23 protein-coding genes are annotated in these 24,942 nt (G+C 69.7%); 7 read left to right on the forward strand and 16 right to left on the reverse strand.

Translation table 11 applies throughout. From position 1 onward, the window contains the following. The first annotated feature begins 73 nt into the window (after nt 1-73). Nucleotides 74-1,222 (forward strand): acyl-CoA dehydrogenase family protein, encoded by a 1,149-nt coding sequence (locus JOM49_RS02555; protein WP_209662714.1) that lies wholly within the window; start codon nt 74-76, stop codon nt 1,220-1,222. A gap of 25 nt (nt 1,223-1,247) precedes the next feature. Here the strand turns inward: JOM49_RS02555 and JOM49_RS02560 are convergent, their stop codons facing one another. After that, a complete protein-coding gene (locus JOM49_RS02560) occupies nt 1,248-1,598 on the reverse strand; it encodes a hypothetical protein (protein WP_209662716.1) in 351 nt (116 codons plus the stop codon). 284 nt (nt 1,599-1,882) lie between these two features. Between JOM49_RS02560 and JOM49_RS02565 the strand changes: the two genes are divergently transcribed. Then, nucleotides 1,883-2,482 (forward strand): Uma2 family endonuclease, encoded by a 600-nt coding sequence (locus tag JOM49_RS02565; protein ID WP_209662718.1) that lies wholly within the window; start codon nt 1,883-1,885, stop codon nt 2,480-2,482. On the opposite strand, the gene JOM49_RS02570 is transcribed toward JOM49_RS02565, so the two are convergent. After that, nucleotides 2,467-3,681, reverse strand: a complete 1,215-nt coding sequence (locus tag JOM49_RS02570; protein ID WP_209662720.1) for an amidohydrolase — start codon at nt 3,679-3,681, stop codon at nt 2,467-2,469. The genes JOM49_RS02565 and JOM49_RS02570 overlap by 16 nt on opposite strands. A 35-nt stretch (nt 3,682-3,716) precedes the next feature. Next, nucleotides 3,717-4,622 carry an aldose 1-epimerase family protein gene (locus JOM49_RS02575; protein ID WP_209662722.1) on the reverse strand — a complete coding sequence of 302 codons (906 nt, stop codon included), beginning with the start codon at nt 4,620-4,622 and terminating at the stop codon, nt 3,717-3,719. A gap of 1,248 nt (nt 4,623-5,870) precedes the next feature. Here JOM49_RS02575 and JOM49_RS02580 point away from each other — a divergent pair. Next, nucleotides 5,871-6,695: an MBL fold metallo-hydrolase gene (locus tag JOM49_RS02580; RefSeq protein ID WP_209662724.1), complete on the forward strand. Its 825-nt coding sequence runs from the start codon at nt 5,871-5,873 to the stop codon at nt 6,693-6,695. 257 nt (nt 6,696-6,952) lie between these two features. Here JOM49_RS02580 and JOM49_RS02585 read toward each other — a convergent pair whose 3' ends face one another. The 3 genes from JOM49_RS02585 to pdxH form a co-directional block, all read right to left on the reverse strand. Continuing rightward, on the reverse strand, nt 6,953-8,344 hold the full coding sequence (locus tag JOM49_RS02585; RefSeq protein WP_209662726.1) for an APC family permease: 1,392 nt from the start codon (nt 8,342-8,344) through the stop codon (nt 6,953-6,955). A 59-nt stretch (nt 8,345-8,403) separates the two neighbouring features. Further along, nucleotides 8,404-9,630 (reverse strand): MFS transporter, encoded by a 1,227-nt coding sequence (locus tag JOM49_RS02590; protein ID WP_209670701.1) that lies wholly within the window; start codon nt 9,628-9,630, stop codon nt 8,404-8,406. A gap of 124 nt (nt 9,631-9,754) precedes the next feature. Continuing rightward, nucleotides 9,755-10,435 carry a pyridoxamine 5'-phosphate oxidase gene (gene pdxH, locus JOM49_RS02595; protein ID WP_209662727.1) on the reverse strand — a complete coding sequence of 227 codons (681 nt, stop codon included), beginning with the start codon at nt 10,433-10,435 and terminating at the stop codon, nt 9,755-9,757. Nucleotides 10,436-10,632: 197 nt separating this feature from the next. On the opposite strand from pdxH, the gene JOM49_RS02600 reads away from it, so the two are divergent. After that, nucleotides 10,633-12,300: a purine-cytosine permease family protein gene (locus JOM49_RS02600; protein WP_209662729.1), complete on the forward strand. Its 1,668-nt coding sequence runs from the start codon at nt 10,633-10,635 to the stop codon at nt 12,298-12,300. A 427-nt stretch (nt 12,301-12,727) separates the two neighbouring features. On the opposite strand, the gene JOM49_RS02605 is transcribed toward JOM49_RS02600, so the two are convergent. After that, complete coding sequence (locus JOM49_RS02605; protein WP_372443960.1) at nt 12,728-13,921, reverse strand: lipase family protein; 1,194 nt, start codon at nt 13,919-13,921, stop codon at nt 12,728-12,730. Between the two features lie 99 nt (nt 13,922-14,020). On the opposite strand from JOM49_RS02605, the gene JOM49_RS02610 reads away from it, so the two are divergent. Then, nucleotides 14,021-14,638 carry a TetR/AcrR family transcriptional regulator gene (locus tag JOM49_RS02610; RefSeq protein ID WP_209662732.1) on the forward strand — a complete coding sequence of 206 codons (618 nt, stop codon included), beginning with the start codon at nt 14,021-14,023 and terminating at the stop codon, nt 14,636-14,638. On the opposite strand, the gene JOM49_RS02615 is transcribed toward JOM49_RS02610, so the two are convergent. The 6 genes from JOM49_RS02615 to JOM49_RS02640 are packed head-to-tail and all read right to left on the reverse strand — an operon-like array spanning nt 14,625 to nt 19,038. Further along, entirely contained in the window at nt 14,625-15,335 is a 711-nt protein-coding gene (locus JOM49_RS02615; protein WP_209662733.1) for an urease accessory protein UreD, read from the reverse strand. The two genes, JOM49_RS02610 and JOM49_RS02615, sit on opposite strands and share 14 nt — an antisense overlap. After that, a complete protein-coding gene (gene ureG, locus JOM49_RS02620) occupies nt 15,332-16,006 on the reverse strand; it encodes an urease accessory protein UreG (RefSeq protein ID WP_372444207.1) in 675 nt (224 codons plus the stop codon). The genes JOM49_RS02615 and ureG overlap by 4 nt, the downstream gene beginning before the upstream one ends. Nucleotides 16,007-16,037: 31 nt before the next feature. Further along, a complete protein-coding gene (locus tag JOM49_RS02625) occupies nt 16,038-16,712 on the reverse strand; it encodes an urease accessory protein UreF (RefSeq protein ID WP_209662735.1) in 675 nt (224 codons plus the stop codon). Beyond that, complete coding sequence (locus tag JOM49_RS02630; RefSeq protein WP_209662736.1) at nt 16,712-18,430, reverse strand: urease subunit alpha; 1,719 nt, start codon at nt 18,428-18,430, stop codon at nt 16,712-16,714. The genes JOM49_RS02625 and JOM49_RS02630 overlap by 1 nt, the downstream gene beginning before the upstream one ends. A 2-nt stretch (nt 18,431-18,432) precedes the next feature. After that, nucleotides 18,433-18,723 (reverse strand): urease subunit beta, encoded by a 291-nt coding sequence (locus tag JOM49_RS02635; RefSeq protein WP_209662739.1) that lies wholly within the window; start codon nt 18,721-18,723, stop codon nt 18,433-18,435. Nucleotides 18,724-18,735: 12 nt separating this feature from the next. Beyond that, the gene (locus JOM49_RS02640) at nt 18,736-19,038 is read right to left on the reverse strand and encodes an urease subunit gamma (RefSeq protein ID WP_209662740.1); all 303 of its coding nucleotides are present in this window, start codon (nt 19,036-19,038) and stop codon (nt 18,736-18,738) included. Between the two features lie 244 nt (nt 19,039-19,282). Here JOM49_RS02640 and JOM49_RS02645 point away from each other — a divergent pair, with 244 nt between their 5' ends. After that, nucleotides 19,283-20,425 carry a citrate synthase 2 gene (locus JOM49_RS02645; RefSeq protein ID WP_209662741.1) on the forward strand — a complete coding sequence of 381 codons (1,143 nt, stop codon included), beginning with the start codon at nt 19,283-19,285 and terminating at the stop codon, nt 20,423-20,425. Here the strand turns inward: JOM49_RS02645 and JOM49_RS02650 are convergent. The 3 genes from JOM49_RS02650 to JOM49_RS02660 are packed head-to-tail and all read right to left on the reverse strand — an operon-like array spanning nt 20,415 to nt 24,246. Then, nucleotides 20,415-21,020, reverse strand: coding sequence for a TetR/AcrR family transcriptional regulator (locus JOM49_RS02650; RefSeq protein WP_209662742.1), 606 nt, complete (start codon nt 21,018-21,020; stop codon nt 20,415-20,417). The genes JOM49_RS02645 and JOM49_RS02650 overlap by 11 nt on opposite strands. A gap of 17 nt (nt 21,021-21,037) precedes the next feature. Beyond that, nucleotides 21,038-22,750: an SDR family oxidoreductase gene (locus JOM49_RS02655; RefSeq protein WP_245369217.1), complete on the reverse strand. Its 1,713-nt coding sequence runs from the start codon at nt 22,748-22,750 to the stop codon at nt 21,038-21,040. A 29-nt stretch (nt 22,751-22,779) separates the two neighbouring features. Beyond that, nucleotides 22,780-24,246: an MFS transporter gene (locus JOM49_RS02660; RefSeq protein WP_209662743.1), complete on the reverse strand. Its 1,467-nt coding sequence runs from the start codon at nt 24,244-24,246 to the stop codon at nt 22,780-22,782. Between the two features lie 64 nt (nt 24,247-24,310). Here JOM49_RS02660 and JOM49_RS02665 point away from each other — a divergent pair, with 64 nt between their 5' ends. After that, nucleotides 24,311-24,910, forward strand: a complete 600-nt coding sequence (locus tag JOM49_RS02665) for a TetR/AcrR family transcriptional regulator (protein WP_209662744.1) — start codon at nt 24,311-24,313, stop codon at nt 24,908-24,910. Nucleotides 24,911-24,942: the final 32 nt, after the last annotated feature.

The raw sequence follows: 24,942 nt of genomic DNA on the forward strand, positions 1-24,942 counted from the left end.
CGATACAGTACTCTGAGCTGTCCCGCAGTACTGTTTTCAGTACTCTGAGCTTTTCTCATCGTGGAGGACAGTAATGCCGGCCGAGCGTCTGCTTCCGACCACCGAGGCTGAGGACCTGCTCGGCCTGGCCCGCGAGATCGCGCGCGACGAGCTGGCGCCGCTGGCCGGTGAGTACGAGGACGCCGCCCGGTTCCCGCGGGAGCAGTTCTCCCTGCTCGGCAAGTCGGGCCTGCTGGGGTTGCCGTACTCGGAGCGCTGGGGCGGCGGCGAGGTGCCGTACGAGGTCTACCTGCAGGTGCTGGAGGAGATCGCGGGCGCGTGGATGTCGGTGGGCGTCGGGTTGTCGGTGCACACCATGTCCTGCTTCGCGCTGGCGCACCACGGCACCGACGCGCAGCGCGACCAGTGGCTGCCGGACATGCTCGAAGGCGGCCTGCTCGGCGCGTACGCGCTGTCGGAACTGCAGGCGGGCTCGGACGCGGCGGCCCTGTCCACCCGCGCGCGGCTCGACGGCTCGGAGTACGTGGTCAACGGCACCAAGGCGTGGATCACGCACGGTGGTGAGGCGGACTTCTACACCACGATGGTGCGCACTTCGGACGAACCGGGCAGCGGCGGCATCTCCTGCCTGCTGGTCGACGGCGCGACGCCGGGCCTCTCGGCGTCCACTCCCGAGCGGAAGATGGGCCTGACCGGCTCGACCACCGCGCAGATGCGGTTCGAGAACGCCCGCGTGTCGGCCGATCGGCTGGTCGGCCAGGAGGGGCACGGGCTGAAGATCGCGCTCGCCTCCCTCAGCTCGGGACGGCTGGGGATCGCCGCGTGCGCGGTCGGCCTGGCACAGGCGGCGCTGGACGAAGCGGTGGCCTACGCGAAGGGCCGTACGCAGTTCGGGCGGTCGATCATCGAGTTCCAGGGCGTGGAGTTCATGCTGGCCGACATGGCCGCGGCGGTGGAATCCTCGCGCGCCATGTACCTGGACGCGGCCCGCCGCCGGGACCGCGGACTGCCGTTCCAGCGGCAGGCGTCGATCGCGAAGCTGGTCGCCACGGATGCCGCGATGAAGGTGACCACGGACGCCGTCCAGGTACTCGGCGGGGCCGGGTACACGCGGGACTTCCCGGTGGAGCGGTACATGCGGGAGGCCAAGGTGCCGCAGATCTTCGAGGGCACGAACCAGATCCAGCGCGTGGTGATCGCGCGGGAGCTGCGGAAGGCCTGAGCAGCCGCCGCAGCTCCCGGCGGGGTCAGATGATCTTGAACGAGTTGGCCCGGTCGTTCATCCAGCCGAAGCCACCGGCCTCCTGGGTGAAGGTGGCCGAGCCGAGGCTGCACCCGTCCCCGTCGAACAGGATGACCGTGTTCGACGTCTTCAGCGACGAGAACTTGTTCTTGTAGAACTCGTCGAGCTGCACGCACTGCCCGAAGCCGGCGCCGGTGCCCCACCCGCCACCGGAGCCGTCGAAGTTCGCGTGCACCCAGAACTGCACCGTCGGCAGCGCGTTGCTCTCGACCGCCTGCGCGGGCAGCGCCGCCCCCGCCAGCGTTCCCGCCGCCACCAGCGCCCCGGCCAGCGCGCCCAACCTGCGTGACACCATGTTTCACTCCATCCCCAGTCCGGTACCGCTTCGCACTGCAACCTAGGCGGCGGACGAGAGACGAGGGAGCCCCTTCACCCGTCGCTGAACCGAGCCCCGCGATGGACACAAACGTGGCTTTGGGGGCCGAATCCGCCCCCAAAGCCACATTCGTGTCCCTCCGGTCGAAGAGGCGGCGAGCACGCCCTCGCCGGATGCCGAGCGGACTAACCTGACTGGCAAGGGACGCCCGCGACAACTGGCCTAGGCCACTGATAGGTTGCGACCAGACGTGAGGAGATGCCGTGACAGCCCTGCCGGAGCCCGTGCCGCAGCCGCTCGAGGTGGACCATCTGCTGACGGTCGCGGAGTACGCCGCGCTCGGTGAGACCGAGCATGGCTACACGGAGCTTCAGGAAGGCCGCCTGTTGAGGCCCCCCAGCCCTCGTCCAGCCCACAACATCGCCTCATTCCATTTGGCGAAGCAGCTGGCCGGGCAACTGCCTGACCACCTGGTCGTGGTCCAGGACATCGACATCGATCTGGAGCTGGCGGGGCCGGAGGAGCCGGGGTTCTCCCGGCGGCCCGAGCTGATCGTCGCCGAGCTCGCCGGGGTTCGGCGCGCGGAGGAAAGCGGGCAGCTCATCTGCGCGAAGGACGTGCTGCTGGTCATCGAGATCGTGTCACCGAGTTCGCGGCGCACGGACACGGTGATCAAGCACGGTGAGTACGCCGACGCGGGTATTCCGCACTACTGGATCGTCGACCTGAGCGCGCCGATGTCCCTGACAGCCTGCCACCTCGCGCCCGGGTTCGGGTACCAGAACGCGCCGGAGGTGTCCGGCAGGACCACCCTGCCGGAACCCTTTCCGCTGGAGATCGACCTCGGTCAGCTTTCCCGGTAGCGGCGTGGGGCGACGACGCCTTCGCCGCGGGTCTCGTCGAAGTGGTAGACCTCGCGGCCCCGGACGAACACGCGCATGGCCCGGTTCATCACGTCCAGCGGGTCACCCGACCAGATGACCACGTCGGCGTCCAGGCCCGGCTTCAGTGCGCCGATCCGGTCATCCAAGCCGAGCATCTCCGCCGGGTTCACCGTCAGCGAGCGCAGCGCGGTCTCCGGGTCGAGCCCATCCTTGACCGCCAGGGCCGCCTGGTAGACGAGGAAGTTGATCGGGATCACCGGGTGGTCGGTGGTGATCGCCAGTTTCACCCCGGCCCGCGCCATGATGCCCGCCGAGCGCAGGGTCCGGTTCCGCAGTTCGACCTTGCTGCGCGTGGTGAACAGCGGCCCCAGGATCACCGGGATCTGCCGCTCCGCGAGCAGGTCGGCGATCAGATGTCCCTCGGTGCCGTGGTTGATCACCAGTTTGTAGCCGAACTCGTCGGCCAGCCGGATCGCGGTGACCATGTCGTCCGCCCGGTGCACGTGCTGGTCCCAGTACAGCTCCCCGTCGAGGACCTTCGCCAGCACCTCCTTGGTCAGGTCCGTGTCGAACGGCTTGCCCTCACCGCGGGCGTGCTCACGCTGGGCGGCGTAGTCACGCGCCTTCGTGAACGCCTCGCGCAGCACCGCGGCCACGCCGAGCCTGGTCGACGGCGTCTGCCCCTTGTCGCCGTACACGCGCTTCGGGTTCTCCCCCAGCGCGCTCTTCACACTGACGTGTTCGGCGAAGACCATGTCGAGCGCGGTCCGGCCCCAGGTCTTCACGCCGACGGTCTGCCCGCCGATCGGGTTGCCCGACCCCGGCTTGATCACCGCGCTGGTCACCCCGCCGGCCAGCGCGTCGTCGAAGCCGGGCTCGGTGGGGTCGATGCCGTCGATCGCGCGGAACCGGGCGCCGTTCGGGTCGGTCATCTCGTTGACGTCGTTGCCCGACCAGCCCTCGCCCTCCTCGTGCACGCCGAGGTGCGCGTGCGCGTCGAAGAACCCGGGCAGGACCCAGCTCCCGGACGCGTCGATCAGCTCGGCGTCCTCGGGGATGTCGACCTCGGCCTCGGCACCGACGGCGGTGATCCGCCCGCCGTCGATCAGGACCGTGCCCCCGTCGATCGGCTCGCCGTCGACGGGAACCACGTAGCCACCAACAATCGCGCTCACCATGGTCGACACGCTAGCCAACGGGACGGCGAACCGCCTCAGGACACCCGGATTCCCCAGCTCCCGGTCCACGACTCGCCCTCGGCCAGCTCGATCAGGTCGGTGCCGGTGTTCAGCGCGTCCGCCGGGCAGGTCATCGGCTCGATCGCGACACCGCGGCCGCGGCCGACCAGTTCGGCGGGCGTGAACACCTGCACCCACTTGAAGTCGGGGCCCGCCCAGACGTCGACCAGCTTGTCCTCGTGCGAGAGGCGGAAGTGGTGGTTGCCGTCGTCCTCGGCGGTGAGGCCGCCGAACGCCGTGTCGAGGTCGACGCCGCCGAGGATCACGCCCTCGCGGAAGTCGTACTCGGTGCCTTCGACGTCCTGCTCCTCCTTGTACGGCATCTGCGCGTCGGCGTCATAGGGCCGCACGCGGGTGGCGGGCAGGGTGAGGGTGAGGTCGTCGGTCGGGGTGTCGCCGATGCGGAAGTACGGGTGCGTGCCGAGGCCGACGCCGATCGCGGACTCGCCCTCGTTGCGGATCTCGTGGGTCACGGTCAGCTCGCGCGGCGCGATCTCGTAGGTGATCGTCGCGCGCAGCGGCACCGGCCAGCCCGGCTGCACCGGCACGTCGACGGCCATGGTGATCGACGACTCGGCGTGCTCCAGCAGCTCCCACTCCTCGCGGCGGGTCAGGCCGTGGATGGCGTTGCCGCGCTTGTCCTCGGTGACCTCGAACTCCTGCTTTTCCCCCTGGTACACCCACTGCGCGGCCTTGGTGCGGTTCGGCCACGGGAGCAGCACCTGCCCGGCGCCCTTCGGCGGTTTCTCGTCCTCACCGAAGGTTTCCACGAACGGCACCCCGCCGATCTCGAAGGCCCGCAGGCCGGCGCCGATCTCGGTGACGACCGCCCGGGCCCCGCCGCGGGTGATCTCGAACTGTGCTCCTGTGGGATTGGCCATGGGGCACCAATCTACCGGTGTGCGGCTGTACGCCCCTGCGCGGAGGAGCGCGTGCGTGGACGGCGCTGATCTAGCTTGACAAGCGCAATCCCGGAGGACGGAACACCATTCAAGAACATGAACTGTCTGCGTGCAATTCCCACGCGTAATTCACTGACGTGCCATCCGTACGCGCAACGTAGTGCGCTCACCTGCGACAAGAGACACGTCAAGTAACGTGTTGATAACAGACAACATCGATCTTCACTCTTTCAGCGTAACGACCTTGACGAGCCGCTACCCGATTGGCCTAATGTCACATTAGGCCATTGGAGTGTTAGACGCATCACAGGTTGCCCTGTCCGGAAGCCGATTTTGTTTTCATAGAAAGAGCGAGTCGCACCGTCTTCGAAATAGTAACGATCACGAAGAGGGAAACGACTTGCCAGAGAAGGCGAAAAGTCGGCCGAGCGGCTGGTACCCGCCCGACCGACAGTGGTGAGCTAGCCGAACAACCCGCTCACCGTGTCCCACAGCTCAAGAGCTGCTTGGACAGTCTTCACAGCCAGCAGGAAGAGTCGGGCCTTCACTTCGAAGGTCTGACCTTTCCTGCCGGACGCCCGCTTCTTGCGCGACCGTCTGACCCATCGCCTTTTGGGCACCTTGCTCACCTCCTCTCGGGTCCACCCTCGGGACCACCCGGGTGGGGCCCGAGCAGAAGTGGAAGAGAGAAGCGCAGCAAGGGAGCAGCGGTCGCCGCCAAGCAGGCAACCGGCCGTACCCGACCGGTTGATGAAGACCTTACGTTGCAGAACCCTGTAGACACAGGTGCGATCCCTATGTGACCACAATCACCCTTTAGCGATTCCGTAGCGCAATTGTCCGAAGTGGACAATGGATCCACAGATCGGCCCTGATCAGCCGGTCGGCCTGAAAATCCGTACGATCGTACTGAGATGAAGCAAGTCAATAAAACTACATAGTGATTGGCATCACATTGAAGAACGCGTAACGACGAATCGGCCCCCACGACCTACCTAGCGAGGGATTTGGCCAGGTCAAGAAGTCGCCACGGCGGACGCAAGACACTCCCAGAGGCGCTGAGACTTCCGGCCGAGATGCCCAGGCTGCCTCGTGCCCGAACCAGAATCCCGACTTTGTCAATGCCTACTCTCGAGTATTGTGCTCTAGATTTGGTCTAATCCATTGACCATGATCTAGGCGGCAATGTGCTGGACTTTCCGGCCCGGGTGCGCGAGCTTGTTCCTGGTGAAGGTGCATCACTTGAACTGCGGCACATTCCGCCCCGCGGGCGGCAGGCTGGTCGACGGCCAGGGCGGTGCGGTCCACCGGGCCCGGCTGGTCTGCCACTGCCTGCTGATCGAGACCGGCGACGGACTGGTGCTGGTCGACACCGGCCTCGGCCTCCAGGCGCTCGAGCAGCCGGGGCCCTGGATGGGCCCGTCCCGCTGGCTGCTCGGCGCACGGCCACGACGGGAGGACTCGGCCGCGCACCAGGTCACCGAACTGGGGTACGCCCTCGGCGACGTGCGCGACATCGTGCTCACCCACCTCGACTTCGACCACGCGGGCGGCCTGGCCGACTTCCCGCACGCCACCGTGCACGTCTACGAACGCGAGCACCGGGCGATGACCGCGCCCGCCAACACCGCCGAGCGCATGCGGTACCAGCAGGCGCAGTTCAAGCACGGCCCGAAGTGGCGCACCTACGCCGACCCCGGCGAACGGTGGTTCGGCTTCGACGCGGTCCGCGACCTCGCCGGGCTGCCGCCGGAGATCCTGCTGGTGCCGCTGGCCGGGCACACCATGGGCCACGCGGGCGTCGCCGTGGACACCGGCGACGGCTGGCTCCTGCACGCCGGCGACGCGTACTTCTTCCACGGCCAGCTCAACCCGGGGCAGCCGCACTGCCCGCCGGTGCTCACCACGTTCCAGAACCTCACCCAGACCGACCGGACCGCCCGGCTGGAGAACCTGGGCAGACTGCGGGAGCTGGCGATCGGCCACCAGGACGAGGTGACCGTCTTCTCCGCCCACGACCCCCTGGAACTACGCCACGCCCAACGCCCCTGACGAACGGCCCGATGTCACGAATGTGGCTTTGGGGGCCGATTCCGCCCCGAAAGCCACATTTGTGTCCCCCAGCAGCCCCAGGGCCCCCAGCGCAACGCCACCCGGGGCACACACACGAGAGCAGCCACCCACTCCCCCCTCCCACCCCGACCCAAAGCCAAAAACACGGCGAAGGCCTCGATGTCAAGGCATCTTTCCCGCCTTGACATCGAGGCCTTCGCCGTAGTCACACTAGAAAATCGGGGTGGAGCCCGAACTCAACCCACCGGCGGCTCGATCGGCTCCCGATCCGCTTCCGAATGCGTAGCCCGCATGACCAGCCAGTTGATCCCCCACAGCACCAGGCCGACCGCCAGGAGGATGGCGGCCACGGTGTAGTCCCTCGCCGGTCGTCCGGACAGCGGGGTCACCAGGTACACGCAGAAGATCGCCGCCAGGATGGGGATGACCGTCGGTGCCCTGAAGTGCTTGTGCGCCGCCTTTTCCTTGCGCAGCACCAGCACCGCCACGTTGACGATGGCGAAGACCACCAGGAGCAGCAACGCCGTCGTCCCACCCAGCACACCGATGTCCACAAAGGACACGAGGCCGATGGCGATCAGGCTGGTGAACACGATGGCCACCCACGGGCTGCGGCGGAACGGGTGCACCGTGCCCAGCGCCTTCGGGATGATCCGCTGGTTCGCCATGCCGTAGAGCAGGCGGCTGGCCATCAGCATGTTGATCAGCGCCGAGTTGATCACGGCGAACAGGCCGATCGCGGAGAAGACCTCGCGCGGGAAGCCCGGCGCGCCGACGTCGAGCACCTTCAGCAGCGCGCTGCTCTTGGCGGCCTCCAGGTCGTCCGCCGGGACCAGCAGCGACGAGGTGACCGAGACCAGGATGTAGATGGTGGCGGCGATGACCATGCCCCACAGCATCGCCTTCGGGAAGATCCGGATCGGGTCCTTGCACTCCTCGGCCATGTTCACCGAGTCCTCGAAGCCGACCATGGCGAAGAACGCCAGCGAAGTGGCCGAGGTGATGGCCACCAGCATGGTCTGGTTCTCGGTGTCGAACTGGGTCAGCCGCGAGGCGTCGCCGTTGCCGTTGAGCACCGCCCACACGCCGACCCCGATGATGATCAGCAGCCCGGCGATCTCGATGCAGGTCAGCACCACGTTGGTCTTCACCGATTCGGCGACGCCCCGGAAGTTGATCGCCGCCAGGCCGATCACGAACAGGATGGCCACCAGCGGCATCGGCGCGGTGATGAACTCGGCGAGGTAGGTGTCACCGAACGCCTTCGCCGCCGAGGAGGCGGAGGTGATGCCGGAGCACATCACCGCGAAGGCGACCATGAAGGTGAGGAAGCGGATCTTGAAGGCCTTGTGCGTGTACAGCGCCGCACCGGCCGCCTGCGGGTACTTGCCCACCAGTTCCAGGTAGCTGAACGCGGTCATGAACGCGACCACGAACGCGATCAGGAACGGCAGCCACAGCGCCCCGCCGACCCGGCCGGCCACCTGCCCGGTGAGCGCGTAGACGCCGGTTCCGATGATGTCCCCGACCACGAAGAACAGCAGCAGCTTGGAGCCCATCACCCGCTTGAGGCTCGGCTGACCGGCCGGACCGGTCTGCTCGGGCTCGGTTGTCGTCGTGTCCGCCATGCGGCAAGAGTGTGCCGCATCACTTCCGTGACCGACAGTCCGAATTGATCAGTTCTTCGTCACGTCTTGGCGACGGGGGCCCGATACCGCCAGAAAGCGGGCAGGAGCAGCACCGCGACCAGGAGTAGGAGGATCACCAGTATTCCGCCGCCGCTGGTCGCGGCGGCCGTGCCGACCCCGGCCGCGGCCCAGCCGTGCGACAGGTCGGCGATGCGCGGCCCGCCCGCGACGACCACGGTCAGCGCGCCCTGCATCCGGCCGCGCATCTCGTCGGTGGAGGCGGCCTGGAGGATGGCCATCCGGTAGATCGCGCTGACCATGTCGGCCGCACCGGCCAGTGCCAGGAACACGACCGCCAGCCACAGCGAGTCGGTCAGGCCGAAGGCGAACACCGCCAGGCCCCAGGCGATGATCGCGATCACCACGGCCACGCCGTGCCTGCTGATCCGGGTCAGCCAGCCGGACATCAGCCCGATCAGCATCGCGCCGAGCGGGATCGCGGTGTAGAGCCAGCCGAGCGCGAGGCCGCCGCCCGCCGGGTCGCCGAAGGTCCGCTCGGCCATCTCCGGGAACAATGCGCGCGGCATGCCGAACACCATCGCGATCACGTCGACCACGAACGAGGCGAGCAGCACCTTCTGGGTGGCCATGTAGCGGAAGCCGTCGAGCACGTCGCGCAGCCCCGCCCGGCGGACCAGCCCGGACAGCGGCAGCATGGCGGGCAGCTTCCAGACCGCCCACAGCGTGAGCGCCAGCGCCACCGTGTCGACCAGGTACAAAGTGGACAGACCGACCACCGGGAGCAGCGCGCCGGCGGCCAGCGGGCCGAACACCGCGCCGAACTGGCTCATCGTGCTCTGCAGCGCGATCGCCGACGGCAGCAGTTCCTCGGGCACCAGCCGGGAGACCACGGCGCTGCGGGTGGGCATGTTGATCGCGAAGAAGGCCTGGTTCACCCCGAGCAGGGCGAGCACCACCCAGACCGAGTTCACCGCGAAGAAGGCCTGCGCCCAGAGCAGCGCGGCGGTCACCGCGATGCCGGTGTTGGTCACCATCAGCAGCTTGCGGCGGTCGACGGTGTCCGCGATCGCCCCGCCCCACAGGCCGAAAACCAGCAGCGGGACCAGCGCCACGGCCCCGGTCAGGCCGACCCAGCCGGACGAACCGGTCAGGTCGAACACCTGCTTGGGCACCGCGACCGCGGTCAGCTGGCTGCCGATGGCGGTGACCACGGTGGTCAGCCAGAGACGGCGGAAGGCCGGGATCCGCAACGGACGCGTGTCCATCACGATCGAACCGAGTACCTTGCGCGCGCCCTTCGGTTTCCTGGTCTCCGCGCCGGCGCTCACCGCAAGAGCTTAGCGCCGCTAAGCTCTTGCGGTCGCGTGATTTCCGCTACGGGCACGGTCGCTACGGGGCGACCCGCTCGATCTTCCAGCCGTCGTCGGTGCGGACGTAACGCAGCCGGTCGTGCAGGCGGTCGCGCTGGCCCTGCCAGAACTCGACCACGTCCGGGCGGATGCGCCACCCACCCCAGTGCGGCGGGAACGGCACCTGCTCCACGTCGGCGAACCGGCGCTCGATGGCGTGCAGCGCGTTGTCCAGCGCGCGGCGGCCGTCGACCACCCGCGACTGCGGGGAGGCCCAGGCACCCAGCTGCGACCCGCGCGGGCGGGAGGCCCAGTACTCGGCGGTCTCGGTGATGTCCACCTTCTCCACCTCGCCGCGGACGTGCACCTGGCGGTGCAGCGGGTACCAGGGGAAGGTCGCCGAGGCGTACCGGGTGACGGTCAGGTCGTGGCTCTTGTTCGAGGTGTAGTTCGTGTAGAAGACGACCCCGCGCTGGTCGAGGCCCTTGCAGAGCACCGTGCGCGAGGACGGGCGGCCCTCACCGTCGGCGGTGGCCAGCACCATCGCGTTGGCCTCGGGGACATCCGCCGAGATCGCCTGGTCGAGCCAGGACTGCAGTTGTTCGGTCCAGGTGCCTGCGAGGTTCCCCTCGTCCAGCGACTCGCCTTCGTAGGCCACCCGCATGCCGGGCAGCCGGATGGCTACGTCGGCCGCACCGTTCGCGTTGTCGAGCTCCGGCATGTTCCGCAACCTCCGTGCCCTGTGGGGCCGTCAATGTGCACCCGACGGTAGGCGGTGGGGACGTGGTGGCGAAACCCACAGAACGGTGACTCCTGCCACCTCGTTGTCGCCCACTCGTAACTCACCGCTTACCTGACGCCACACGGGCGCAAAACCACGTCCCTACCTTCGGTCTGTTTACCGGACTGGAGGTACCCATGACGGAGACCGTTCCAACCCCGAAAACCGAACCCCGCCGGCGCTACGCCAAGCTCGCGGCCAACGAGAACCGCGAGGACTACTCCCTCCGCTTCGCCGCCCACTCCTTCCGCCGCTGGCGCCCGCTCGTGGTCGCGACCACGGCCCTCGGCGGCATCGCCTACCTGGCCGACTTCGCCATCGGCGCCAGCATCGTGTTCAGCTACGGCTTCACCTCCGGGGTGCTGGCGATCCTCGCCGCCGCGCTGGTCATCTTCGTCACCGGCACGCCGATCGCCGCGGCCTGCGCCAAGTACGGCGTGGACATGGACCTGCTCACCCGCGGCGCCGGGTTCGGCTACTTCGGCTCGACGCTGACCTCGCTCGTCTACGCCAGCTTCACGGTGATCTTCTTCGCGCTCGAAGGCTCGATCATGGCCCAGGCGTTCGACCTGGCGCTGGGCGTGCCGCTGCCGATCGGCTACCTGCTGTCCACGCTGATCGTGCTGCCGTTCGCGCTGTACGGGATGGGCGCGCTGGCGAAGATGCAGACCTGGACGCAGCCGCTGTGGATCGCCGGGCTGATCCTGCCGTTCGTGGTGGTCGCCGTGCGGGAGCCGGACCGGCTGGCGGAGTTCGCCTCGTTCGGCGGAACCTCGGGCGCCGGGTCGGGGTTCTCCGCGATCGGGTTCGGCTTCGGCATGGGGGTGGCGCTGTCGCTGATCGGGCAGATCGGCGAACAGGCCGACTACCTGCGGTTCATGCCGGAGAAGACGGCGGCGAACAAGCGCTCCTGGTGGGCCGCGGTCCTCGCCGCGGGCCCCGGCTGGGTGATCCTCGGCGCCGCGAAGCAGATCGGCGGCGCGCTACTGGCGTTCCTCGCATTGGGAGCGGTCGGCGAGGCACACGCGCTGGAGCCGATCGCGCCCTACCTCGAAGCGGTCAAGCCGGCGCTGGGCCCGGTGGCCCTGACCTTCGCCGCGCTGTTCGTGGTCGTCTCGCAGATCAAGATCAACACGACGAACGCCTACTCGGGCTCGCTGTCGTTCGCGAACTTCTTCTCACGCGTGCTCCACCGCCACCCGGGTCGCGTCTGGTACGTGCTGGTGAACTGCGGGATCGCGCTGGCGCTGATGGAGTTCGGCGCGTTCGCGCTGCTGAACAAGATCCTCGGTTTCTACTCGAACGTGGCCATCGCGTGGATCGGCGCGGTGTGCGCCGACCTGCTGATCGTCAAGCCGCTGGGGTGGTCGCCCCGGTATGTCGAGTTCAAGCGGGCCTACCTGCACAAGATCAACCCGGTCGGCTTCGGCTCGATGGTGTTCGCCTCGGCGGTCTCGATCACCGCGTACTTCGGGGCCTTCGGGGTCTACCTGGCGGCGTTCAGCCCGCTGCTGGCGCTGGTGATCGCCGTCGTCTGCGTCCCGCTGCTGGCCCGCCTGACCGGGGGCCGGTACTACTTGGCGCGCCCGAACACGGTGGCTACGGGAGACCTACGGGCCACGCACGAGTGCACGGTGTGCGGCGATGCCTATGAACTGCCGGACGTCGCCGACTGCTCACGGCAACAGGGGGCCATCTGTTCCCTGTGCTGCACCCTGGACGCCACCTGCCACGACCAGTGCCAACACCCCGGCGCCTCCCCCGTCGACCTACCCATGCCCGTCGCCCGCCCACCCATGCCGTGAATACGCCCCCCGCAATGTCATGAATGTGGCTCTCGAGACATCCAACGTCCCGAAAGCCACATTCGTGACATCAGGGCGGCCCGATGGACACAAATGTGGCTTTGGGGGCGGATTCGGCCCCCAAAGCCACATTCGTGTCCCCGGTAGCCCGGCGCCGGGCACGCCGAGTGTGAAACTCGGCTACGGGAGTGCGAGGTTCAGCTGCACGAGCGTGAAACTCGGGTGCCTGAGCGTAGAACTCGCCCCGAACCCGGAGAGCCACGGTGCCAACGGGAACCGGGCAGGGGAACTGGAGGAGCAGCCACACTTCCCCTTCCCATCCCGGTCCAAAGCCCAAAACACGGCGAAGGCCTCGATGTCAAGGCATCTTTCCCGCCTTGACATCGAGGCCTTCGCCGTAGTCACAATGAAAAACCGGGAGGGAGCCTCAACAGGACGAAGCGGAAGCCTTCCCGGCGAACCGTTCCCCCAGCCATTCGATAGCGAGCGGACCGCCAGCCGCCACGCCGCCGATGTGTTCCAGCAACGGCAGCGTCTGCCACTGCGCCGTCACGCCCTTCTCGCAGTACCGCGACAGCAGCGCCTTGCCCACGTTGAACGGGATCAGTTCGTCCAAAGTGCCGTGGTACAGGAAAACCGGCGCTGTCGGCGTACGGTCGCCCGCGCGGTTTTCCGTCAGGCGAGCCTGCCAGCGCGGGTCGCTCAGCGGGTCCGGCACCGTGACGAAGTCGCGCAGCCGGGCGAACGGGGCGGCGGCGCCGAGTTCGAGGGTGCAGGCGTCCTGGATCCGGTCGACGAGCTTCCGTCCGCGGTCGTTCAGGATCGACGAGAACGGCACCTCCGGGTACGCCGTCGACAGGCCCGTCGCGGCACCGAGGACCAGGCCGAACGCCGGGCCGCCGTCGTTGAACTTCGCCACGGCGGTCATGTCGGCGGGCACGCCACCCGCCGCGACGCCCGTCAGGTCCAGCTCCGGCGCGTACGACGGCTGAAGTTCACCGGCGAAAGCCGCCGCCTGCCCGCCCTGCGAGTAGCCGAACACGCCGACCGGCCCGTCGGCGGACAGCCCCGCCTCGCGCACCTTGAACGCGGCCCGTGCGGCGTCCAGCATCGCGCGACCTTCGGACTGGCCGGTGGCGTAGGTGTGCGTGCCCGGCGTGCCGAGGCCTTCGTAGTCGGTCAGCACGACCGCCCAGCCCTTGCTCAGCGCCTGCCCGATCAGCGCGACCTCGTTCTCCGTGCCGGCGCGCAGCTTGTACGAGGGCGCGCACGCGTCCCCGATGCCGTGCGTGCCGACGGCGTAGGTGACCAGCGGACGCGGCCCGTTCGTCCACGGGACCGGCGGCACCAGGAGCGTGCCGGACACCGCGTTCGCCTCACCGGTCGCCGAGGTCGAGCGGTACAGCAGTTGCCAGGCCTTCACCGGCGCCGGGAACGGGCCGACCTTGACCTCGACCGAGCGCTGCCGCAGCACGTCGCCCGGCGCGCCGGTGAGCTGGTCGGGCGGGGTGTAGAAGGGGTCCTCCGAGGGCACCGGCGGACTGGCCGCCTGCGCGGGAAGGGCACCGGCGGTCAACGCCACCAGTACGACGGACAGGGCGGCCAGGACTCGGCGCATCATTGCTCCCGAGGGAGTAGTGGTAATCAGGATTTTCGCAATGTAGGCCGTTGGCTATGATTTGGCAATCCTGGTTACCGAAATTCACCGGTTGGAGGTCGGGTGGTTCGCACCTACGGCGGTATCGCTCCCGAGCAGCGCCGCGCCGAACGCCGCGAGAAGCTGCTCGCCGCCGCGCTCGAACGCTTCACCTCGGACGGCTACGCCCAGACCAAGATCGCCCGCGTCTGCACCGACGCCGGCGTGTCCACTCGGAACTTCTACGAGGAATTCAGCAGCAAGGAACAGGTGCTCCTGACCCTGCACGCCCGCATCAACGAAGCCGCCTACGAACGCGTCGGCGCCAAGCTCGACGAGCTGGGCGAGCTGGACGCGGTCACCCGGATCTCCGCCGCGCTGGACGTCTTCGTCGCCACGGTGACCGCCGACCCGCGCCTGCCGCGGCTCAACTACGTCGAGGCGGTCGGCGTGAGCCCCGAACTGGAGCGCCAGCACCAGGACTGGGTCACGCGCTGGGCCGAGTTCATCGCCGCCGAGGCCGAGCGCGCGGCACGGCACGGCCTCGCGCCCGTCCGCGACTACCGGCTGACGTCGATCGCGCTGGTCGGCGCGGCCACCGGCCTGCTCCGCGAGTGGCAGGCCCACGAACCGCCCTTGCCGGTGGAGGCCATCGCCGCCGAACTGAAGGGCGTCATGCTCGCCGCGATCACCCGCTCGTGAGCATCCGCTCGGCCTCCACGGTGCTGTCGGCGAGGGCCGTCACCAAGGCGCCGCCCCCGGCCAGCGGGCTGACCGACCACCACTCACCGCCGGTCGGTTCCACCGGCTTTTCGTCCAGCAACAGGATTTCCGAGGCGAGCACCCGGCGTCCGGCCAGGTAGGCGAGGCTCGCGCCCAGGGCCGGGTCGCCGATGTCCAGGGTCTGCCGCAGCACCGCGCGGCCGTCCCGCACCACGTGCTGCGTGGTGGTCAGGCGCCCGGGCGACTCGCCTTCGCGACCGAGCACCAGCACCTCGCGGGCCCGGAACGCGGCATCACCGGTCAGCGAAACGTGCAGCTCGGCGACGTGCCGTGCGCGGGCGGTGACGACGGTCGGCTCGGGCAGATACGAGAACCAACCGCCGTCCTCGACCGAGATGTCCACAATGGACGAACTCGCCTCCCCGCGCGGACCGGGCAGCGCGAGCGTCGCGGCCACCCCGGAGAGCGTCAGCCGCGCTCCCGTGCCGACCCGCACGACCAGCCGCAGTTCGTCACCGCCCAGCGGTGAGGTCGCCGAGTTGACCAGGTGCACCAGGGCATCCCGGGTGAACCGCCGACGCGGGAAGAGCGTGAGCGGCGCCATCGAGCGCAGCTCACGCAACACCGTGCGGCCGTCGGGGCCGAGCTCGGCGACCAGTCGCGCGGTGGCCTTCACCCCGCCCGGACCGGCACCAGCGAGCGCACCCAGTCCGCCACCGCCGGCGCGTCCGGGGTGTCCACCAGGGACTGCGTGATCACCGGCAGCTCGCCGCGCATCCGGTGCGCGTCCGAGGTCATCACCGCCATGTCCGCGCCGACCAGGTGGGCGATGTCGATCTTGTTGATCACCAGCAGGTCCGCCGTGGTGACCCCGGGACCGCCCTTGCGCGGCACCTTGTCACCGCCCGCCACGTCGACCACGAAGACCTGGCTGTCCGCCAGGCCACGGCTGAACACCGCGGTCAGGTTGTCCCCGCCGCTTTCGATGATGATCAGGTCGAGGCCGGGGAAGCGTTCCTCCAGCCGTTCGGCCGCGTCGAGGTTCGCGGTGATGTCGTCGCGGATCGCGGTGTGCGGGCACGCCCCGGTCTGCACGGCCTCGATCCGCTCGGGGTCGAGCACCCCGGCCTTGCGCAGGAAGTCGGCGTCCTCGGTGGTGTAGATGTCGTTGGTCACCACGGCCAGGTCCAGCTCGTCGCCGAGCGCGCGGCACAACGCCGCGACCAGCGCGGTCTTACCGCTGCCGACCGGGCCGCCGATGCCGATCCGGTACGGCCGCCCGTCCATCGACACGGCCGGGAACTGGTCCGGCTCGGTGGCGGTGGGATCGAAGTTGACCGGGTGCACGTGCCCGTGGCCGTGTCCGTGTCCGTGTCCGTCAGCTGGCAAAGAGACGCACCTCTTCCTTGTGTCCGCGCCAATGCGCTTCGGCGAGCAGGTCCAGCGCCGGCGCACCCGGCGCCGGGAGATCGGCGGGGTGTTCCCCCGCGACGGCGGCCGCGTCTTCGGCGACCGCGTGCAGTTCGCCGGAAAGCCGGGCCACCACGGCGTTCACCACGAACGGGTCCAGTCCGAGCAGGCGCACCGCCGCGCTCGCCGGGCCGCTGACCGCGAGGTAGGCCACCGCCAGCGCCGCGTCGATCGGCGCTCCCCCGGCGATCCCGGTGAGCGCGCCGACGGCGATGGGGTGGTGCGGCCGCGGCGTTACCCGAAGCAGTTCGTCCAGCACCGGTGACGGCCACGCGACCTTGCCCGCGCGCACGGTCCCGCGGCCCTGCGCACGCGACGATTCCCGTTGCGCGGCAGAGGGTGTGCGTGCGTCGAGTTCGGCGTCGAGCAGCGCCCAGTCCGACTGGCGGCAGGCCGCCGCGGCGAACGAAGCCGCGAGCAGCCCCGCCGTGCGCAACCGTCCACTGAGGAACGAAGGCAGGTCCCGCTCGGCGCGGACGAGCTTGCGCACCACGGTTTCCTCCAGCCCACCGGAGTGCACGTGCCCACCCCCGGGGAACCGGGAGTCGGCCATGATCAGCGCGGCGATGTCGGTGCTTCTCATCAGAACAGGAAATACCGTTGTGCCATGGGCAGTTCGTCCACCGGTTGCGGCTCGATCAGCTCACCGTCCACGTGCACCGCGAAGCTGTCCGGCTCCACCCGGATGTCCGGCAGCGCGTCGTTGAGCACCATGTCCGCCTTGCCGCGTGAACGCGTGTTCGCCACCGCCACCACCCGGCTGGCCAGCCGCAGTTCGTCGGCGACCCCGGCGTCGATCGCTTCCGGTGCCACGAAGGTCAGGCTGGTTTCGGCCGCGACCACCCCCGACGCGCCGAACATCGGCCGCGCCAGCACCGGCTGCGGGGTCGGGATGGAGGCGTTGGCGTCCCCCATCGCCGCCCACGCCGCGAACCCGCCCTTGAGCACCACGTGCGGGCGCACGCCGAAGAACTTCGGTTCCCACAGCACCAGATCGGCCAGCTTGCCGACCTCCACCGAGCCGATCTCGCCGTCCATGCCGTGCGCGATGGCCGGGTTGATCGTGTACTTGGCGACATAACGACGAGCCCGCAGGTTGTCCGCCGCGCCGTCCCCCGGCAGCGCGCCCCGGCGGCGCTTCATCACGTGCGCGGTCTGCCAGGTCCGGATGATCACCTCGCCGATCCGGCCCATCGCCTGCGAATCCGAGCTCATCATCGAGATCGCGCCCAGGTCGTGCAGCACGTCCTCGGCGGCGATGGTGGTCGGCCGGATGCGGCTCTCGGCGAAGGCCAGGTCCTCGGGCACCGACGGGTTGAGGTGGTGGCAGACCACCAGCATGTCGAGGTGCTCGTCGAGGGTGTTCGCGGTGTGCGGCCGGGTGGGGTTCGTCGACGACGGCAGGATGTTCGGCAGCCCGGCGACCTGGATGATGTCCGGTGCGTGCCCGCCACCGGCGCCCTCGGTGTGGTAGGCGTTGATCGACCGGCCGCCGATGGCGTCCACAGTGGACTCCAGGAACCCGGCCTCGTTCAGCGTGTCGGTGTGGATCGCCACCTGCACCCCGGATTCGTCGGCCACGGTGAGGCAGGCGTCGATCGCGGCGGGGGTGGTGCCCCAGTCCTCGTGCAGCTTGAACCCGCCCGCCCCGGCGACGAGCTGCTCGCGCAGCGCCTCGGCGCGCACGGTGTTCCCCTTGCCCAGCAACAGGATGTTGATCGGCAGCTGGTCCATCGCCCGCAGCATGCGCCCGAGGTTCCAGGCGCCGGGCGTGACCGTGGTGGCCTTGCTTCCCTCCGCCGGACCGGTGCCGCCGCCGACCAGCGTGGTCAGCCCGGAAGCGAGCGCGGTCTCGACCAGTTGCGGGCAGATGAAGTGCACGTGGCAGTCGATGCCCCCAGCGGTCAGGATCTTCCCGTTGCCCGCCAGCACTTCCGTGGCCGGGCCGATCACCAGCGCCGGATCGACCCCGTCCATCGTGTCCGGGTTCCCGGCCTTGCCGATGCCGACGATCCGGCCGTCACGCACGCCGACGTCCGCCTTGACCACACCCCAGTGGTCCAGCACGACCACCCCGGTGATGATCAGGTCGGGCGCGCCTTCGGCCCGCGTGGCCATGCCCTGGCCCATCGACTCGCGGATCACCTTGCCGCCGCCGAAGAGCACCTCGTCGCCCGAGGCCGGGCCCCGGCTGCGGTCCTCGGTGACCTCGATCAGCAGGTCGGTGTCGGCCAGCCGGATCCGGTCGCCGACGGTCGGCCCGAACAGTTCGGCGTAGCGCTCGCGATCGATCTGCGGCACGGTCAGTCCTTCCTCAGTCCGGGGACGACCCCGCGACCGGCGATCGGCACCAGCACCACTTCGCGCTCGATGCCCGGTTCGAACCGGACCGAGGTGCCCGCCGGGATGTCCAGCCGCCGGCCAGCCGCCCGCGCGCGATCGAACTCGAGCGCCGGGTTGACCGCGGCGAAGTGGTAGTGCGAACCGACCTGGACCGGCCGGTCGCCGGTGTTGCGCACGCGCAGGGTGACCCGGTCGCGCCCGGGGTTCAGCTCGATCGGCTCGTCGCCGGTGATGATCTCTCCTGGCCGCATGCGCCGCGCTCCCTAGACGATCGGATCGTGCACGGTGACGAGCTTGGTGCCGTCCGGGAAGGTGGCCTCGACCTGCACCGAATCCACCATTTCCGGGATGCCGGACTGCACCTGGTCCCGGCTGAGGACCGTTCGCCCGCTGGCCACCAGCTCGCTGACCGTGCGGCCGTCCCGCGCGCCTTCGAGCACGTGGTCGGTGATCAACGCCACCGCCTCGGGGTAGTTCAGCTTCACCCCGCGCTCGAGCCGGCGTCGTGCCACGTCCGCGGCCACGTGGACCAGCAGCTTGTCCCGTTCCTGCGGGGAGAGGTGCATGGCTAGAGGTCTACCACCGGTAGGCCCGCCGGACCGGTTCCCGAAACACAGGATTTACGTCAAGGACACCCGATCGTCTGAATCGTTCTCGTAATCGTGACCGAAACCACGACTTCTTTCGATTGATCCGCGCCGGTGACAGGAGGATGGTTTGTCCATCGCGCGAAGGGGCGCAAGCGCCGTCCCCTGCCGCGCCACGCACGCCAGATCATTCGGGGAACGCGCATCGAAAGGTTCCGTTCAAGTGACGACAGCGCCCGTATCACCAGCACCGCCCGCGGAGGCGGACGACGGCTTCCGCCCGGGACTGGAGGGCGTGATCGCCTTCCGCACCGAAATCGCCGAACCGGACCGCGACGGCGGCGCGCTGCGCTACCGCGGCGTCGACATCGAGGACCTGGCGGGCAAGGTCACCTTCGGCGACGTCTGGGGCCTGCTGGTCGACGGCCGGTTCGGCCAGGGCCTGCCGCCGGCCGAGGCCTTCCCGATCCCGGTGCACACCGGTGACGTCCGCGTCGACGTGCAGGCCGCGCTGGCCATGCTGGCGCCGATCTGGGGTTACCAGCCGCTGCTCGACATCAGCGACGAAGACGCCCGTGACCAGCTGGCCCGTGCCTCGGTGATGGCCCTGTCCTACGTCGCGCAGTCCGCGCGCGGGGTCGGCCAGCCCGCGGTCCCGCAGGCCAGGGTCGACGAGGCGGGCACCATCACCGAGCGGTTCATGGTCCGCTGGCGCGGCGAGCCGGACCCCGCGCACGTCAAGGCCGTGGACGCCTACTGGGTTTCCGCCGCCGAGCACGGCCTGAACGCCTCCACCTTCACCGCCCGCGTGATCGCGTCGACCGGCGCGGACGTGGCGGCGGCGCTGTCGGGCGCGATCGGCGCGATGTCCGGGCCGCTGCACGGTGGCGCGCCCGCGCGCGTGCTGCCGATGATCGCCGAGGCCGAGCGCACCGGTGACGCGCGTGCCGTGGTCAAGGGCATCCTCGACCGCAAGGACCGCCTGATGGGCTTCGGGCACCGGGTCTACCGCGCCGAGGACCCGCGGGCGCGCGTGCTCCGCCGGACCTGCCGCGAGCTGGGTGCCGAGCGGTACGAAGTGGCCGCCGCGCTGGAGCAGGCCGCGCTGGCCGAGCTGCGCGAACGCCGCCCGGACCGCGCGATCGAGACGAACGTGGAGTTCTGGGCCGCGGTCATCCTCGACTTCGCGCAGGTCCCGCTGCACATGATGCCCGCGATGTTCAGCTCCGCCCGGACGGCGGGCTGGGCCGCGCACATCCTGGAGCAGAAGCGGACCGGCCGCCTGGTGCGCCCGTCGGCCAAGTACGTCGGCCCGGGCCCGCGTCAGCCGGAAGAGGTCGAAGGCTGGGACTCGATCAAGCGGTAGGCGAGGCCAAAGACACAACCGCCGCCGGGTCGTGTGCGGCGGTCACCGCCAGCATCGCGACGAGCTGGTCCACCAGCCAGGTGTCCAGCTCGTCGCGCGGCAGGCCGCCTTCCTGCAACCAGCTCAGCAGCGTGCCTTCGACCACCGCCGTCCAGCAGCGCAGGGTGACCAGCAGCATCGGTGACGGCTCGGTCACCCGCGCCTCGGCGAGGATGAGCTGGACCGCGCGGTTGCGCACCTGGTCCACCAGCGCCTCGGTTTCCGAGGTGGCGATCACGGATCCGCTGCGCAGCAAGGCGATGTAGCCCGCGCGGTACTCACCGGCCACCGTGATCAGCCCGCGCACCACCGCCCGCAGGCGGTCCAGCGGCGGCCCTTCCGCGCTGACCGCGAGCCGGTCGACCAGCCCGTCGGTGACCGTGCGCAGCGCGGCCACCTGGAGTTCCCGGACGCTGGAGAAGTAGCGGTAGAACAGCGGCCGGGACACCTCCGCGCGCGCCGCGATGTCGTCCACCGAGACCTGCTCGGGGGGATTGGTGCTGAACAGGTCCAGCGCCGCGGCGATCAGGTCCTCGCGCCGGGCTTCGCGCGACATGCGCCGGGGTTTGCGGTTCACCTCGGCGTGAGGTCCAGTCTGGCGGCCGCCCGCAGCACGCCCGGTGTCAGCCGGGACAGCACCAGCGCCGCTTTCGCCTCCGGTGTGGACGGTGCGACCGCCGTGTTCTTCTCCACGGCGCGCAGGATATCGCGCGCCACCTTCTCCGGGCCGAAGCTCCGCTTCGCGTACAGGCTGGTGCTCCTGCGCTGCCGCCGCCGCTGTTCCACCTCGTCCACGCCGACGAAGCGGGTGCGGTCGGTGATGCCGGTGTGGACGATGCCGGGGCAGATCGCGGTCACCGCGATGTGCTCCGACGCCAGCTCCGCGCGCAGGCATTCGCTGAGCATCAGCACCGCGGCCTTGGACGTCGAATACGCGGGCAGGATCTTGGACGGCAGGTAGGCCGCCATCGAGGCGAGGTTCACGATGTGCCCGCCTTCGCCGTGCTGCTTCATCTGCTCGGCGAAGGCGCGGCAGCCGTGGATCACCCCCCACAGGTTCACGTCGAGCACGCGTTCCCAGTCGTCCACGCCGGTGTCGAGGAACGGGCCGGACACGCCGATACCCGCGTTGTTCACCACGATGTCCGGCACACCGTGTTCGGCGCGCACCGCCTTCGCGAAGGCGTGCACCGCTTCCCCGTCCGAAGAGTCCACTGTGTACTCATGCCCGCGCACCAGTCGCGCGGTCTCCGCGACGGCCTTGGCGTTGACGTCGGTGACCACCACTTCGGCGCCTTCGCTCGCGAAAGCCTGGGCGGTGGCGCGGCCGATCCCGTTGCCCGCACCGGTCACCACCACGAGCTGGTGGGCGAACCGGCCGCGTGCCTTGGCGGTCACCCTCGCCCGCGCGAGCGCACGCGGCTCTGGCGCGCCTTCGACGTACTCGATCAGTTCCGTGGCCGCGCGGGCGATCAGGCCCGGCTTCGACCGCACCACCCAGTGCGAGCCAATGATCCGCCGGACGCGCAGGTCCGGCACCCAGCGCTCGATCTCCGTCTGCATCGGGCTGCTGACGAACCCGTCGCCGGTCGGGGCGAGCACCTGGACCGGCATGCTCGCGGCCCGCGGGACCGGACGGCTGAGCCGGGAGAGGATGTTCGCGCGGTACAGCTTGAGGCCGTGGATGCCGTCGGAGACCTCGGGCGCCTTCTCGGCGGGCTCCATCCGGGCGATCAGCCGTCGCATCAGGCCGGTGCGCCAGAGCAGTTCCGGCACCAGCGGCACTTGGAAACCGGTGATGTACTGCGAGTGCAGGAACTGGTTGAGCGCGTTGCGCAGGCGCTTCGGCGTCGGCCGGGTCAGCTGGGCGCGGAACCAGGCGCCGGCGTGGTCCAGGCTCGGGCCGGAGATCGAGGTGAACGAGGCGATCCGGCCGGGTGCCCAGTCGCCGGTGACCGCGTGCCAGGCCTGGATCGAGCCCCAGTCGTGGGCGAGCAGGTGCACCGGCGCGTCCGGGCTGACCGAGTCGGCGACCGCCGCGAGGTCGGCGGCGAGCTGGTCGAGCCGGTACGCCTGGCGGGCGCGCGGTTTGTCCGACTCACCGGCACCGCGGACGTCGTAAACCACCACGCGGTAGAGCGCCCGCAACTCGGTGGCGATCTCGTCCCACAGCGAGCTGTTGTCCGGATACCCGTGCACCGCCAGCACCACCGGCGCGTCCGCGGGCCCGGCCTCCCGCACCGAAAGCCGCACGCCGTCGCTGGCTGTCACCCACTTGTGAGACATTCCGTCATGTTAGACAGATTGTCAGCAAGTCAGCCATCCCTCTTCCGGAGGAGGATCCAGCCGGTCCAGACGGTGTCGACGACGAAGACCAGGCACCAGATCCGGCCCGCGTCGAGCAGCCAGTGGCCGCTGTCGTTGAGGATGAAGTGCAGGTCGTCGCTGCCCAGTGCGGCGAGCGGCCAGCTGTACCCGGCGATCGCCAACGCGACCTGCGCCACGACGAACACCGTCGCGTGGATGGCCCAATTGCGCCAGCCTGGCTTCTTCGACTCGGCTCTTGGCTCGGGTTCCGGCTCCGGTTCGGGCTCCGGTTCTGGCTCGGCGGCTACCACCGGCTCGACCACCACCGGTCGGTCCACCACGCCCACCCGCGCCACCGCCTTCGGCACCAGCACGGACGTGCCCAGCAACAGTCCGGCGGCCCCCAGGCAGGCGACCCACCAGCCGTCCCCCGCCGAGTACAGCAGGCCCGCGGTGAACGTGCCGATCGTGGCGCCCAGCAGCGTCGCGCCTTCGTAGATCCCCATGCCACGCCCCAGGCTCACGCCCGCCGCCTCCGCGACGATCGCCTGCTCGACCGGCACCGCGGCGGCGAACGCCACCGCGGACAGCACCCACAACACCGCCAGCACCGGCGGACTCGGCGCGAACGACAGCGCCGCCGCGAACACCGCGCTGCACACCATCGCCAGCGACAGCACCTTCCGCCGCCCGACCCGCCGCACCACGCGGTGCAGGTGGTCGGGCAGCACGCTGTAGACGATGAACCCGGGCAGGAACACGGCCGCGATCTCGCCGAGTTCGAGCTGGTGCCCGCGTTGCAGGTGCATGAGCAGCAACAACGCCACCCCGGCCTCGGCGAGCGCGGTGACCACGACGAGCCCGAGCATCGGCCACAGCCGCCCGCCCAGCTGCCGGAACTTCGGCGCGTCGTCCGGCATCGGCGTGCCCTTCGCGCCGGAGCGCACCAGCACCACCGCCGCGACCAGGCAGGCAGCCGCCCCGAGCGCGAAGACACCGCGGTAGTCGACGCGGGCGACGAGCGACATCGCCGCGATGAACGCGATCCAGGTCCCCGTGCCCTCCGCGGCGAAGAGCTTGCTGAACGCGCCGTCGTCCTCACGCAGGCCTTCCCCGACCCGCGCCCGCAGCGCGACCCAGAAGAGCGCGCCACCCGCTCCGCCGAGCACCGCCGCCCCGTAGGCGTAGGCCATCGACGGCGTCACCGCGTACACCACAAAGGACAGTCCATAGAGGACAGCGCCGAGGGTGGCCAACCTGCCGCGGTCGTACCGGTCGGCGAGCGCACCGGCCACCGGCCGCACGGCGAACGAGACCAGTGTCTCCAGCGCGGTGAGCGCGCCGACCTCGGCCGCCGACGCGGCCAGGTGGCTGCCCGCCCACAGCGGCAGGAAGAAGTCCAGCACCTCGGCCGGCCCCCTGGTCAGCCCGGCGGCCAGCCGGTCCCGTCCGGCGCGTTCCCCCACGGAAGTCATGCCCCGTCCCCCTGTTTGAGAATACGATCGTATCCTAAACCCGGCGTCAAGGTACGGTGACGAGGTGCCGAAGGTGGTCGACAGAGCCGAACGCCAGCGTGAGATCGCCGGGGCGCTGCTCACGCTCGTCGCGCGCGAAGGCATCGAAGCGGTGAGCATCCGCGCGGTCGCCGCCGAGGCCGGGATTTCCGCCGGCGCGGTGCAGAAGTATTTCTCCAGCAAGGAAGAACTGCTGCGCGAAGCCTTCGACCTGACCGGCCTCGTCCTGGTCGAACGCTGGCGCGGGCTCGACACCACCGGCCCCCTGCTCGACGTGCTGCGGCGGCACATCCTCGCCGCGCTGCCGCTGGACGCGCAGACCCGGTCGGAGCTGCTGGTGGCGCTGGCGTTCACCGTGCAGGCCGCGACCCGGCCCGAATGGGCGGAAAAGCTGCGCGAGGACTACGCCTGGACGCTCCAGGTGACCACCGAGTTCCTCCAGCACGGCCAGGACAACGGCGACTTCCGCACCGACCTCCCCGCCGCGGCGCTCGCCGAACTGGTGATCGCACTGACCGAAGGCATGGCGAACCGCATGCTCCACACCACTCCCGGCGGCGAGGTGCACACCAGCCTCCTGCAGTCGCTGGACCTGGCCCTGCGCGAGCTGGTCACCCCTCGCTGAGCCGGTGTCCACCGTTCGGGGGACAACCGGGT

The organism is Amycolatopsis magusensis (genome assembly GCF_017875555.1).
Classification (GTDB): domain Bacteria; phylum Actinomycetota; class Actinomycetes; order Mycobacteriales; family Pseudonocardiaceae; genus Amycolatopsis; species Amycolatopsis magusensis.